Source organism: Aeromicrobium endophyticum (assembly GCF_003586285.1).
In the GTDB taxonomy this organism is placed as follows: Bacteria; Actinomycetota; Actinomycetes; order Propionibacteriales; family Nocardioidaceae; genus Aeromicrobium; species Aeromicrobium endophyticum.
The window spans coordinates 272,024-284,327 of sequence record NZ_QUBR01000001.1 but is presented as its reverse complement, the minus strand read 5'-3'; the positions used below and the strand labels follow the sequence as shown (position 1 = coordinate 284,327).

10 protein-coding genes are annotated in these 12,304 nt (G+C 69.6%); 7 read left to right on the top strand and 3 right to left on the bottom strand.

Going from position 1 to position 12,304, the window contains the following annotated elements; genetic code table 11:
* Positions 1–64 precede the first annotated feature (64 nt).
* Entirely contained in the window at positions 65–1,768 is a 1,704-nt protein-coding gene (locus tag DX116_RS01405) for a GMC oxidoreductase (protein ID WP_119702455.1), read from the top strand.
* Between the two features lie 210 nt (positions 1,769–1,978).
* Positions 1,979–3,538 carry a glutamine-hydrolyzing GMP synthase gene (gene guaA, locus DX116_RS01400; protein ID WP_119704055.1) on the top strand — a complete coding sequence of 520 codons (1,560 nt, stop codon included), beginning with the start codon at positions 1,979–1,981 and terminating at the stop codon, positions 3,536–3,538.
* Between the two features lie 92 nt (positions 3,539–3,630).
* Here guaA and DX116_RS01395 read toward each other — a convergent pair whose 3' ends face one another.
* Together DX116_RS01395 and DX116_RS01390 are read right to left on the bottom strand one after the other, a co-directional pair.
* On the bottom strand, positions 3,631–4,791 hold the full coding sequence (locus DX116_RS01395; RefSeq protein ID WP_119702454.1) for an HNH endonuclease signature motif containing protein: 1,161 nt from the start codon (positions 4,789–4,791) through the stop codon (positions 3,631–3,633).
* Positions 4,792–4,967: 176 nt separating this feature from the next.
* Positions 4,968–5,351: a VOC family protein gene (locus tag DX116_RS01390; protein WP_199715884.1), complete on the bottom strand. Its 384-nt coding sequence runs from the start codon at positions 5,349–5,351 to the stop codon at positions 4,968–4,970.
* Positions 5,352–5,440: 89 nt separating this feature from the next.
* Here DX116_RS01390 and DX116_RS01385 point away from each other — a divergent pair, with 89 nt between their 5' ends.
* The 3 genes from DX116_RS01385 to DX116_RS01375 all read left to right on the top strand — a co-directional run bounded on the left by DX116_RS01385 (position 5,441) and on the right by DX116_RS01375 (position 7,772).
* On the top strand, positions 5,441–6,100 hold the full coding sequence (locus DX116_RS01385; protein ID WP_119702453.1) for a hypothetical protein: 660 nt from the start codon (positions 5,441–5,443) through the stop codon (positions 6,098–6,100).
* 75 nt (positions 6,101–6,175) lie between these two features.
* The gene (locus tag DX116_RS01380; protein WP_119702452.1) at positions 6,176–6,976 is read left to right on the top strand and encodes an SDR family NAD(P)-dependent oxidoreductase; all 801 of its coding nucleotides are present in this window, start codon (positions 6,176–6,178) and stop codon (positions 6,974–6,976) included.
* Positions 6,977–6,983: 7 nt separating this feature from the next.
* On the top strand, positions 6,984–7,772 hold the full coding sequence (locus DX116_RS01375) for an alpha/beta fold hydrolase (RefSeq protein WP_119702451.1): 789 nt from the start codon (positions 6,984–6,986) through the stop codon (positions 7,770–7,772).
* 9 nt (positions 7,773–7,781) lie between these two features.
* Here DX116_RS01375 and DX116_RS01370 read toward each other — a convergent pair whose 3' ends face one another.
* Complete coding sequence (locus DX116_RS01370; RefSeq protein WP_119702450.1) at positions 7,782–8,966, bottom strand: NAD(P)/FAD-dependent oxidoreductase; 1,185 nt, start codon at positions 8,964–8,966, stop codon at positions 7,782–7,784.
* A 73-nt stretch (positions 8,967–9,039) separates the two neighbouring features.
* Between DX116_RS01370 and zwf the strand changes: the two genes are divergently transcribed.
* Positions 9,040–10,491: a glucose-6-phosphate dehydrogenase gene (zwf, locus tag DX116_RS01365; RefSeq protein ID WP_233556530.1), complete on the top strand. Its 1,452-nt coding sequence runs from the start codon at positions 9,040–9,042 to the stop codon at positions 10,489–10,491.
* Positions 10,484–12,304, top strand: coding sequence for a glycoside hydrolase family 15 protein (locus tag DX116_RS01360; RefSeq protein WP_119702448.1), 1,821 nt, complete (start codon positions 10,484–10,486; stop codon positions 12,302–12,304). Before zwf ends, DX116_RS01360 begins: the two co-directional genes overlap by 8 nt.

Sequence of the window (12,304 nt, the reverse complement as noted above, 5' to 3'; positions counted from 1 at the left end):
CGGCGCGTGTGTCTCTCGTTACTCACCAGTAGCGATGTGACATCGCCAGTGTCATACTCGGAGTATGAGTGCCCGTGACACGACCTTCGACTACGACGTCCTGATCATCGGCTCCGGCTTCGGCGGGAGCGTGTCGGCCCTCCGGCTGACCGAGAAGGGCTACAAGGTCGCGGTGCTCGAGGCCGGCAAGCGGTTCGAGGACGCTGACTTCGCGAAGAGCTCGTGGCGGCTGCGCAAGTTCTTGTGGATGCCGCAGCTCGGGTGCTACGGCATCCAGCGGATCGACAAGCTGAAGGACGTCCTCATCTTGTCGGGGGCCGGTGTCGGCGGCGGTTCGCTGGTGTACGCCAACACGCTGTACGAGCCGCTCGACCCGTTCTACCAGGATCCCGCCTGGGGCCACATCACCGACTGGCGCTCCGAGCTCGCGCCCTACTACGACCAGGCCAAGCGGATGCTGGGCGTGACGGTGTACCCGTACGTGTCGCCGGCCGACGAGGTCGTCAAGAAGGTCGCCGAGCGGATGGGCGTGGGTGGCACGTTCCACCAGACGCCGGTCGGGGTCTACTTCGGCCAGCCCGGAGAGAAGGTCGCCGATCCGTTCTTCGGTGGCGCCGGGCCCGACCGCAACGCCTGCCTCAACTGCGGCGAGTGCATGACGGGGTGCCGGCACAACGCCAAGAACACCCTCGTCAAGAACTACCTGCACCTGGCCGAGTCCGCCGGCGCCGAGGTCCACGCCCTCACGACCGTCACGGCCGTGCGTCCGCGGGAGGGTGGCGGCTACGAGATCGAGACCCGCCGCACGAACAAGCGCTTCCGCCCCCACCGCACCATCACCGCCGAGCAGGTCATCTTCTCGGCGAGCACGATGGGCACCCAGAAGCTGCTGCACCGCATGCGCGACCGCGGCAGCCTGCCGAACGTCTCGCCGCGCCTCGGCCTGCTGACCCGCACCAACTCCGAGGCCCTGCTCGGCTCGATCGCCGACGGCAAGGACGTCGACTACAGCGAGGGCGTCGCGATCACGTCGTCGTTCCACCCCGACGAGTACACGCACATCGAGCCGACCCGCTACGGCAAGCGCTCCAACGCGATGTCGCTGATGCAGACGGTCCTGACCGACGGCAGCACCGACACGCCTCGCTGGCGCGTGTGGCTCACGGAGATGTGGAGGCAGAAGCGCAACCTGTTCAAGCTCTACGACCTGCGGCACTGGTCGGAGCGCACGATCATCGCGCTGGTCATGCAGACGCACGACAACTCGATCACGACCTACACCAAGCGCGGCATCACGGGGCGGCGCCGGCTGACCTCGCGCCAGGGCCACGGAGCTCCCAACCCGTCCTTCATCGAGCCCGGTCACCGCGCCGTGCAGATGATGGCCGAGGAGATGGGCGGCACCCCCGGCGGCACGATCGGCGAGCCCTTCAACGTCCCCCTCACGGCGCACTTCATGGGGGGCTGCGCCATCGGCGACTCGCCCGAGACCGGCGTCGTCGACCCGTACCAGCGGCTGTACGGCCACCCCGGCCTGCACGTCGCCGACGGATCGACCATCACCGCCAACCTCGGCGTCAACCCGTCCCTGACCATCACGGCCCAGACCGAGCGGGCCATGTCGTACTGGCCCAACAAGGGCGAGGCCGACCTGCGTCCGTCGATGGACGAGCCGTACCGCCGCATGGAGCCGGTCGCCCCGAAGAACCCCGTCGTCCCCGACGACGCGCCGGCGGCCCTGCGCCTGCCCATCGTCGGCGTCAGCTGACCCACCACAGGCCGAGCGAGCGCAACGCACAAGGACCCGGCCGGGAGGGAGCCACGGGCCGGGTCCTTGTTGTGCCACGAGGAGCAGCACGTGATCTGACGGGAGGGAGTGTTGCCAGATCCACCCTGTAGAACGAGGCTCCGGCACCGGGGTTACGAGGTTGTCCGAGGGATTTTTTCCACGCGGCGGCGGGCCGATAGGGTGGCACCCGTGACCCCCGATCATGACCTTGTCCTCGTCGTCGACTTCGGGGCGCAGTACGCCCAGCTCATCGCCCGTCGGGTGAGGGAGGCGCGGGTGTACTCCGAGATCGTCCCGCACACGATGCCGGTCGACGAGATGCTCGCCAAGAACCCGACCGCGATCATCCTGTCCGGGGGGCCGTCGTCGGTCTACGAGACCGGTGCACCGCAGCTCGACGCCGCGCTGTTCGACGCGCAGACCCCCGTGTTCGGCATCTGCTACGGCTTCATGGCGATGGCCCAGGCCCTCGGCGGAACCGTCGCGCACACCGGTCAGCGCGAGTACGGTCGCACCTCGGTCAGCGTGCTCGAGCCGGGCACCCTGCTGGCCGACCTGCCCACCTCGCTCACGTCGTGGATGTCGCACGGCGACGAGGTCGTCGCCGCGCCCGAGGGGTTCGTCGTCAACGCCCGCTCGCCCCGGGCCACGGTCGCCGCCTTCGAGCACACCGACCGCCGCCTCGCCGGCGTGCAGTGGCACCCCGAGGTGCTGCACAGCGAGCACGGCCAGCGGGTGCTCGAGACCTTCCTCGTCGACATCGCGGGCTGCCGCCAGACGTGGACCAGCAGCAACATCGTCGACGAGCAGGTCGAGCTGATCCGCCAGCAGGTCGGTGACGCCCGCGTCATCTCGGCGCTCTCGGGTGGTGTCGACTCCGCGGTCTCGACGGCCCTCGTGCAGCGCGCCATTGGCGACCAGCTGACGGCCGTGTTCGTCGACCACGGCCTCCTGCGTCAGGGCGAGGCCGAGCAGGTCGAGAAGGACTACGTCGAGGCCACCGGCGTCGACCTCAAGGTCGTCGACGCGCGCGAGCAGTTCCTGGGCTTCCTCGCCGGCGTGTCCGACCCCGAGGAGAAGCGCAAGATCATCGGGCGCGAGTTCATCCGCGTCTTCGAGGCCGCCGAGCGCGAGGTGCTGGCCACCCCGGGCCCGCCCGTCAAGTTCCTCGTGCAGGGGACGCTGTACCCCGACGTCGTCGAGTCGGGCGGGGGAGCGGGCGCGTCCAACATCAAGAGCCACCACAACGTGGGCGGGCTGCCCGAGGACCTCGAGTTCAGCCTGATCGAGCCCCTGCGCACGCTGTTCAAGGACGAGGTGCGCGACGTCGGACGCCAGCTGGGCATCCCCGAGGCCATCGTCGGACGCCACCCGTTCCCGGGCCCCGGCCTGGCGATCCGCATCGTCGGCGCGGTCGACGAGGAGCGACTGACGATCCTGCGCGAGGCCGATGCGATCGTCCGCGAGGAAACCACCGCCGCGGGCCTCGACGGCGAGATCTGGCAGTTCCCGGTCGTGCTGCTGGCCGACGTCCGCTCGGTGGGCGTGCAGGGCGACGGTCGCACCTACGGCCACCCCATCGTGCTGCGTCCCGTCTCCAGCGAGGACGCCATGACGGCCGACTGGAGCCGGCTGCCGTACGACGTGCTCGAGCGCATCTCGACCCGCATCACCAACGAGGTCGACGAGGTCAACCGCGTCGTCCTCGATATCACCAGCAAGCCCCCGGGAACCATCGAGTGGGAGTGAGCCGGGCCCTCGCCCCTTGAGCCCCCACCCGCCCCTTGAGCTTGTCGAAAGGGCAACCTGACGACACCGCGCGGGTGACGGTGTCGCGTTGGTCATGCAGCCGGTCGTGCCGGCTGGGGTCTGGTGGTCCAGTGCAGGATGCCGTGGCCCTTGTAGGTGTGGTGTCTTCGACAAAGGGGCCCGAGGTTGTCACCGCGGGTCGGGCCTTCGGGCCACGGTTGTCGATGATCGATGTCGCACCGTTCGACCGGGACCATGCAGCCGGGCCCTTGGCAGGTCCCGTACAGGAATCTGAGTGCGATGCTGAGGACGTCGGGGGCGAATCGGCCTACGTATTCGTGGGCGAGGACGTCGTCGCTGACCGGGTCGACGACGATGCGGTGCCAGAAGGTGCTGCCGGACCCGACGACATCGGCGATCCAGTTGGCCGGGACGCCCCACCGTCCGTCGGTGGACTCGGCGAAGCCCGGGTTCGCGCCAGCGAGCACGTCCGCATCGACGGTCACAGCGATGTTCGCATCGATCACGCCCTCGCCCCTTGAGCCTGTCGAAAGGTCATCGCCCCTTGAGCTTGTCGAAAGGCACCACGCCACCAGCAGGTCGGCCTCGCGCTGAGCGACCGTGCGCTGATCATCAGGATCGACGGGACAACGGGCTGCTCTGCGGATCCGGTTTTCGATCGCAGCTAGCTCGTGCGACGACAGGTATGCCCCGAGGAATCCCATCGAGTCGTCGCCATGCTGAAAGCTCACGTGCCGCTTGGCCTGCTCGTCGTCGGCCCGCTCGACAGCCAGGTCGGCCTCGACCCGCCGCACGAACCGCTTCAACCACCCACGCAGCTCAGCCACGGTGTGTGTCTCGGCGTACTCGACGACCCGGCGATCGAGACGGTGCACCGACTCGGCCCGCTTGAGCTGGCTGATGGTGTGCCCGATCTCCCGCACGCGGCCTAGGTCGATGCGGCCTTCGCTGAAAGCGGCCCATGTGGTGGGTGAATGGTCGCGGACGGTGTCAGCGAACGACAACCTGTACTGCACCTGCCCCTCGCTGAAGCCCATCGCCTCACCGATCGCCAACGCGATCGCGCTACGTTCGTTGAACCGCTTCATCGGAGAATCGACCTGCATCTCGATGCGCTCGAGCTCGCGGTCACGGAACTCCAGCATCGCGGTCACCGCACGCGCCTCAGCCCGAGCCTGCTCACGAGCGACGTCAGTCAAGACGTCGATCGGATCAGCAGTCGAGGTGGCCATACATCCAACCTAGAGGCCACTACTGACAGCCCTTTTTGCCGCGATAGCAGCCTGTGGAGGTCCGAATCGAGTCGTGCTTCCGGTGTGATCGGGACAGACAATCGCGGTGAATCGACTCACTATCGATGGCTGGACCACAGGCGGGACTCACCGCTGATCTCGCAACGACGAACCCCTCACCCCGCCGGCGCCTCCCACAGCTCGATCGCGTTGCCCTCGGGGTCGTGGACGCGCGCGAAGCGGCCCGTCTCGGGGGAGTCCCACTCGTCCTTGGTGACGACGTCGACGCCGGCGGCACGCAGTGACGCCAGCAGCTCGTCGAGCTCGCTGACCCGCAGGTTGAGCATGACCTGCTTGCTCTCGTGCCAGTAGTCGGTGTCGGCGGCGAACGGGGCGAACACGATCGGGCCGCCCTGCACCTGCCACGACCACTCGTCGGCCTCGTCGGTGCCGGGCGCTGCACAACCCGCGCCGACGCCCAGGTGCTCGCGGTACCAGGCGCTGAGCGCGTCCGGGTCGCTCGACCTGAAGAAGATCCCACCCACCCCGAGCACCGGCACGATCGTCCTCCTTCGTCGACGGGCCTCCATGCTAAGCCGCCCCGGGGCCGGTTGTTAGGCTCGAATGCAGTCGATCGGAAGGCATCACCGTGAGCCAGTCCGCATTCCCGCGGAGCAAGTACGTCGCCATCGCCATGACCGTCCTGGTCGTGGCCGGCGTGATCGCCGTGGCGGTCCTCCGCCTGGGCGGCGACGACGCCGAGCCCCGGGCGGCCGCGACGCAGACCACGTCCGCCGCGCCGACGACTCCCACGCCGACGCCCGAGCAGACGACGTCGTCCCCGACGCCGAGTCCCACGCCGACGCCGACGTCGACCGCCTCGTGCGAGGGTCCCGACACGATCTACAACGAGGACGGCACCGAGCAGGACTCGCTGCTGCCCGACTGCGGCATCGCGCCCGTCACGCAGCCCGAGCAGGAGAAGTCGGGCCTCAGCCTGGCGTGCGGCGGCTCGTACCCCGTCATCCTCTACAAGACGACCACGACGGGCGCCAAGACGTCGATCTGCGGCCGTGACAGCTCGGGCGCCGACTTCCGCCTCGTGACGCAGCCCAAGGGCGGCGGCCCGGTCGTCGACCTCAAGGGCACCTACGAGTCCCAGCTCGACGCCTTCGTGGCCAAGGACGGCTCGACCACCTATTCGGTGCAGGCCTACGACGGCACCCTGCTCGTCGACAAGGGCGGTCGCACGAGCAAGCAGAAGTCGTCCGACTGGATCTCGCTCGACAACGAGCCCGACAGCGACTGATCTCGCTGAAGGACGACAGGTGTCGCCCGAGCGCTGAGGGGTACCCACACGGGGTCCCCCATCGAAAGGCACATCGTGGATCTCGGCATCACAGGACGTATCGCACTCGTCACCGGCGGCGACTCCGGCATCGGCTGGCACACCGCCCGGCTGCTTCTCGAGGAGGGGGCGACGGTCGTCCTGTCCGATCGTGACCAGGACTCCCTCGACGAGGCCGCCGCCAAGCTCGACGCCCCCAAGACGCGTCTGCACGCCATCGCCGCCGACCTCGACTCGGTCGAGTCGATCTTCACACTGCGCGACGCCGTCACCGAGGCCGTCGGCGACATCGACATCCTCGTGCAGTCGGCCGGCGTCACGGGCGCCCAAGGCCTGTTCCACGAGATCGACGACGCCGGCTGGGTCGACACGCTGACGACCGACCTGCTCGCGCCCATCCGCCTGACCCGCGCCTTCCTGCCCGCCCTGCGCTCCGGTGGCTGGGGTCGTGCGGTGTACCTGGCGTCGGAGGACGCCGTGCAGCCCTACGACGACGAGCTGCCGTACTGCGCGGCGAAGGCCGGCATCCTGGCGTTCGCGAAGGGTCTCTCGCGGACGTACGCGAAGGAGGGCCTGCTCGTGAACTGCGTCTCGCCGGCGTTCATCAGCACCCCGATGACCGACGCGATGATGGAGAAGCGGGCCAAGGAGCTCGGCACCGACACCGACCAGGCCATCGAGAGCTTCCTCGACGAGGAGCGTCCGTACATGGAGCTCGGCCGCCGCGGCGAGCCCGAGGAGGTCGCCGCGGTCGTGGCCTTCCTGTGCTCCGACCTGGCCAGCTTCGTCAACGGGTCGAACTACCGCGTCGACTCCGGCTCCGTCGCGACGATCTGACACCGCCGTGACCGTCCCCGTCCTCCACCACGTCGACCACGGCGGGGACGGTCACGTCGTGGTGCTGCTGCACGCGTTCCCGCTCGACTCGGGGATGTTCGACGACCTCGTGCCGCTGCTGACCGGCGCGGCCCGGGTCGTGACGATCGACCTGCCGGGCCTGGGCCGCAGCCCGGTGCCGCGGCAGGAGCCGTCGATGGACGCCGTCGCGCTGGCGGTGCTCGGCGTGCTCGACGAGCTGCAGGTCGAACAGGCCGTGGTGCTGGGCATCTCGACCGGCGGCTACGCGGCGCTGCAGCTGGTGGCGCGGTCACCCGAGCGGGTGTCGGCCCTCGTGCTCGGCAGCACGACGGCGCAGCGCATCGAGCCCGACGTCCCCCGCGAGCGTCGGCAGGTCGCCGACGAGGTCGAGTCGTCACACTCGACCGCCGCGGTCGCCGACAGCGCCGACGAGGGGCTCGGCGAGACGGCGCACCGCGAGCGGCCCGAGCTCGTCGAGCGGTTGCGGCGGACGATCTCCGCGGCCGACCCGGACGGCGTCGCGTGGATGGCGCGGGCGATCGCGTCGAGGGCCGACACGACATCCGTGCTGCGCGACCTCGACCGCCCCGTCGTGCTGCTGTTCGGTGCCGAGGACGAGGCGACGCCGCCTCGGCGGGGCGAGGAGATGCTGGCCGTCCGCGGCGAGCGTCCGACCCGTCTGGTCGTGCTCGGGTCGACCGGACACCTCACGGCGCTGGAGGCGCCGCACCAGGTCGCCGACGTGGTCGCCGACCTGGTGCGGGGGCTCGACTGAGCCTCGCGCTCAGATCAGGTCGTCGAAGGAGTCGGGGATCGTGTGCGCTGCCAGCACCTTCTTGGCGGGCTCGACGCCGTCGCCGACCTTCCACAGCAGCACGCCGACGACCTCGTCGTCGCCGACGTAGTAGACGACCTTGCCGCCGTCGGGCTTGTCGACGACCTCGGTGCGCAGGCTCGCGTCGAGCGTGCCGACCGCCTCGTACCAGGCGTCGAACAGGTCGGAGTAGAACATCGGCGTGTGGTCGTAGACCTCGTCCGACCCGGCCAGGATGCGACCCGCGGCAGCACCCATCTCGTTGGCATTGTCGACGTGCTCGACCCGGCGGCGTCCGAGGATGTGGTCGGGGTACTCGGCGACGTCGCCCGCGGCGAGCACGTCGGGGTCGGCGGTCGTGAGGTGCTCGTCGACGACGATGCCGCCGTCCGACGAGGTGTCGAGCCCGGAGCGCCGGGCCAGCACGCCGGCAGGCTCGATGCCCAGCCCGATGACGGCCAGGTCGGCCAGGACGGTCGTGCCGTCGCTCAGGTCGAGCCGCACGCCCGCGGGCGTCGTCGAGCCGCCCTCGACCTTGGCACCGCCGTGGACCGTCACGCCGGCGTCGGTGAACATCGTGTCGACCTCGCGGGCGACGACATCGGGGAAGGTGCGCGACCCGAGCACGTCGTCGGGGTGGACGAGGGTCACGCTGCTGCCGTTCTGCACCAGGGCTGCCGCGATCTCGGTGCCGATGTAGCCGCCACCGACCACCGCGACGTGGGGATGGTCGGCCGTCGCCGCGCGCAGGCGGTGGTAGTGCTCGAGCGTGCGGTAGTAGATGACCCGGGCACTGGGGGCCAGCCCCGCGATCTGCCGCGGGTGACCGCCCGTGGCGATCAGCAGCCGCCCGTAGCCGTACGACTGGCCGGTGCTGGTCGTGATGGTCTTGGCCTCGCGGTCGATCGTGTCGGCGCGGGCCCCGAGGTGCAGGGTGGCCCCGGTCTCGTCAGCGGTGCCGAGCGCGGCGTCGTCCTCGGTGAAGTCGGGGTCGGTCCACAGCTTCTTCGACAGCGCCGGTCGTGGGAAGGGGGCGGTCGACTCCTCGCCGATGATGCCGATGGTGCCGTCGGCGTCCTTCTCGCGAATGCCCTTGGCGGCGGCGTCGGCCACCATCCCACCGCCGATGATCAGGTAGTCGTAGTCATGACTCATGCGCGCGGGGTACCCCCGACGCGGCTCGACAATCTCCCGTTGCGGCTCAGGCGCAGGTGCCTACGCTGGCAGCGTGGCCACTGACACCAAGACATCCGAGTCCGATCCCGACACGTCGGCGGGCAAGACGCCCTCACCGCACGTGTTCGTCCTGTTCGGCGCGACCGGCGACCTCGCCAAGCGCAAGCTCTTCCCGGGCATCTACCGGCTCGCCGCTGCGTCGCGGCTGCCCGACGACTTCGCGATCATCGGGTCGGGCCGTCACTCGCCGGGCTCGGACGACGAGTTCCGGCAGAAGATCCGCGAGGCGCTTGAGGAGTTCGTCGACGACCTCGACGACGGCGTCGCCGACGACGTGCTGGGCCGGCTGACGTTCCAGACGTCCGACGCCGACGACGGCAAGGACCTCGCGACGGCGGTCGACGAGGCCTTGAAGGGCCTCGGCGACGACGCCAAGAAGCTCATCTACCTGTCGGTCCCGCCCTCGGCGATGGAGCCGATGATCGGGATGCTCGGACGCGAGGGCCTGGCCGACGACGCCCGCATCGTCATCGAGAAGCCGTTCGGCACCGATCTCGAGACCGCGCGCGAGCTCGACGCGACGCTCAAGGACGTCGTCACCGAGGACCAGGTCTTCCGCATCGACCACTTCCTCGGCAAGGAGGCGGTGCAGAACATCCTGGCCCTGCGGTTCGCCAACGGCCTGATCGAGCCCGCGTGGAACCGCGACCACATCTGCTCGGTGCAGATCGACGTGCCCGAGGAGCTGACCGTCGAGGGTCGTGGCAGCTTCTACGAGTCGACCGGCTGCTTCCGCGACATGATCTCCACCCACCTCAGCCAGGTGCTGGGCTTCGTCGCGATGGAGCCGCCGGTGCACCTCGACGCCCTCGCGCTGCGCAACGAGAAGTCGAAGGTCTTCGCGGCCATGCGTCCGCTCGACCCCGATCGGGTCGTGTTCGGCCAGTACGAGGGCTACCGCGACGAGGAGGACGTCGACGCCGACTCCGAGGTCGAGACGTTCGTGGCGCTCGAGGCCTACGTCGACACCGAGCGCTGGCAGGGCGTCCCGTTCTACCTCCGCACCGGCAAGGCCCTCGGCGCGACCCGTCGCACCATCACGCTGACGTTCCGGACGCCCCCGATGGGCCGCTTCGGCGACAGCGCGTACGGCCCCAACGAGCTCGTGCTCGAGCTGACCGACTCGCCGAAGGTCACGGTGGACCTGCATGCCAAGCGTCCCGGTCCGACGATGGAGCTGATGGACTCGTCGCTGCACCTCGACCTGTCGCAGGACGATCCCGACGACACGCCCCTCGAGGCCTACGAACGTCTGCTGCTCGACGTCATGCGCGGCGACCAGACGCTGTTCACACGCTCCGACGAGGTCGACCGGCTGTGGCAGATCTGCCAGCCGGTGCTCGACGCGCCGCCGACGACGCAGCCGTACGCCCAGGGCTCGTGGGGCCCCGACGACGCGCTCGCGCTGCCCGGCGAGCGCGGCTGGCGGCTGCCGGATGCCTGATGGCCACACCGCCGACTGGCCCGGGATCGCCGACCACGGCCTGATCGGCGACCTGCGCACCGCCGCACTCGTCGGCACCGACGGCACGATCGACTGGTTCTGCGCGCCGCGCTTCGACTCGCCGAGCATCTTCGCCTCGATCCTCGACCGCGAGAACGGGGGGTCCTGGAAGATCTCACCCGTGGACGGCACGGTGCGCACCCAGCAGTTCTACTTCCCGGAGTCGGCGGTGCTGGCGACCCGGTTCCTGACCGGCACCGGAGTCGTCGAGGTGCACGACTTCATGCCGGTGCTGCAGGCCGGCGACCCCGATCACCGCCAGCGCGTGGTGCGCCGCGTCATGGCCGTCCGCGGGTCGACGGCGGTCCACATGCGTCTCGACGCACGTCCCGACTACGGCCGCGCGACGTGCGAGGCCGAGACGCTCGAGCACGGTGTCGTCCTGACCGGCGACGGTGTCCGCCTCGGGCTCAGCGCGACGTCCGACCTGACGGTCGACGGCGGGTGCGTGACGGCCGATGTCGAGCTCCGCGAGGGCGACACCGCCCTGTTCGTCCTGGAGGTGCTCGACGACGACGACCCCTTGGACGACGCCGATCTCGACGACACCGCCTCGCTGTTCGAGGCGACGCTCGCGTACTGGCGCACCTGGTTGTCGCAGTCGACGTACCGCGGGCGGTGGCGCGAGACCGTCAACCGCTCGGCCATCACGCTGAAGCTGTTGACGCACGAGCCGTCCGGCGCGATCGTGGCGGCACCCACCACGAGCCTGCCCGAGCTGATCGGCGGCGACCGCAACTGGGACTACCGGTACGTGTGGATGCGCGACGCCGCCTTCAGCCTCTACGCGCTGCTGCGGCTCGGGTTCACCGAGGAGGCCAAGTCGTTCATGGTGTGGCTCTCCGAGCGCCTGGGCGAGGACAAGGACCACGGCCTCGGCCCGCTGCGCGTCCTGTACGACATCGACGGCAACCAGCCGCAGGAGGAGATCACCCTCGACCACCTGACGGGCTACCGCGACTCCGGGCCGGTGCGCGTCGGCAACGCCGCGGTCGACCAGCTGCAGCTGGACATCTACGGCGAGCTGATCGACTCGGTCTACCTGTTCAACAAGTACGGCGACGGCATCAGCAGCGACGCGTGGGCCGACGTCACCCGCGTCGTCGACTGGGTCTGCGAGAACTGGGACCGCGAGGACGCCGGCATGTGGGAGACCCGCGCCGGGTCGCAGGCCCACACGACGTCCCGGCTGATGTGCTGGGTCGCGGTCGAGCGGACGATCCGCATGGCTCGCCAGCGCGGTCTGCCCGGCGACATCTCGGCCTGGGCCGCGGTGCGTGACGAGATCTATGAGCGCATCATGAGCCGGTCGTGGAACAGCGAGCTGAAGGCGTTCACGCAGACCGAGGACGGCGACGCCCTCGACGCCGGCGTGCTGCTGATGCCGATGGTCAAGTTCCTGTCGTCGGCCGATCCCAAGTTCTTGTCGACGCTCGACGCGGTCGAGGACCGGCTGGTCGTCGACAGCCTGGTGTTCCGCTACGACCCGTCCGTCAGCCCCGACGGGCTCGAGGGCGAGGAGGGCACGTTCTCGCTGTGCTCGTTCTGGTACGTCGAGGCCCTGACGCGCGCCGGGCGGCTCGAGGACGCACGACTGGCGCTCGAGAAGATGTTCACGTACGCCAACCACCTGGGGCTCTATGCCGAGGAGGTCGGGGCCACCGGCGACCAGCTCGGCAACTTCCCGCAGGCCTTCACCCACCTGGCGCTCATCAGCGCGGCGACCAACCTCGACAAGGCGCTCGGGGGCTGA